Origin of the sequence: Streptomyces antioxidans, assembly GCF_000968685.2 — a bacterium.
In the GTDB taxonomy this organism is placed as follows: domain Bacteria; phylum Actinomycetota; class Actinomycetes; order Streptomycetales; family Streptomycetaceae; genus Streptomyces; species Streptomyces antioxidans.
The window spans coordinates 1-1,051 of record NZ_LAKD02000173.1 but is presented as its reverse complement, the minus strand read 5'-3'; the positions used below and the strand labels follow the sequence as shown (position 1 = coordinate 1,051).

The 1,051-nt window shown below is 66.9% G+C and carries 1 protein-coding gene; it reads left to right on the top strand.

Going from position 1 to position 1,051, the window contains the following annotated elements:
* Positions 1–105 precede the first annotated feature (105 nt).
* Positions 106–1,051, top strand: a 946-nt coding sequence (locus tag VT50_RS37205) for an IS630 family transposase (RefSeq protein WP_046090428.1), incomplete at its 3' end; no start/stop codon positions are given.

Sequence of the window (1,051 nt, the reverse complement as noted above, 5' to 3'; positions counted from 1 at the left end):
CTAGTGAGCTGGTCTTGAGTTGGGTCGTCGCCACTTGAGTCGTGTTCCGTTTCAGATCATGGCTTTGGTGGTGACTGGGTCGGTGAGCTGCGCTGTGCTGGGGGTATGGGCGACAACAGGCTTGTGCCGCTGGTGTTATCCGATGCCGAGCGGCGGACGTTGCAGGGTTGGGCAAGGCGCCGGAGGACTGCGCAGGGTCTGGCGTTGCGGGCACGGATCGTGCTGGCTTGCGCGGAGGGCCGCAGCAATATCGCGGTGGCCGCGCGGTTGGGCGTCAACCGGGGCACCGTAACCAAGTGGCGGGCACGATTCCTGGCCGACCGGCTGGACGGGCTCAGCGACGAGCCACGCCCGGGGGTGCCGCGCACCATCACCGATGCCCAGGTCGAGGAGGTGGTGGTGCGCACGCTGGAGGAGACGCCCGAGGGGGCCACGCACTGGTCGAAACGGGAACTGGCCAAGCGGGTGGGGGTCTCGCCGACCAGCGTGCTGCGCATCTGGCGGGCCTTTGGCCTTCAGCCCTGGCGCACCGAGGACTTCAAGATCTCACCGGACCCGTTGCTGATCGACAAGATCCGCGATGTGGTGGGCCTGTATCTGGCGCCCCCGGCGAACGCGGCAGTCTTCGCGGTGGACGAGAAACCGCAGATCCAGGCACTGGAACGGACCGCGCCGGTGCTGCCGATGGTGCCGGGCACTCCTGAGCGGCGCAGCTTCGATTACATCCGGCACGGCACCGTGGATCTGTTCGCCGCGCTGAACACCGCCACCGGGAAAGTGATCGGCAGGCTGTCCGCGCAGCACCGGGCCGTGGACTTCCGTGACTTCCTCGATGAGATCGACCGCCAGACCGCTTCCGGCCTGGCGGTCCACGTGATCTGCGACAACCTCTCCGCTCACAAGGCACCCGTGGTCCACCGATGGCTGGTGGACCACCCGCGCTTCCACCTGCATTTCACCCCGACCTATTCGTCCTGGATCAACCAGGTCGAACGGTGGTTCGCCGAGCTGGAGCGACGCTGCCTGGAACGTGGCGTCTTCTGCTCCCTCG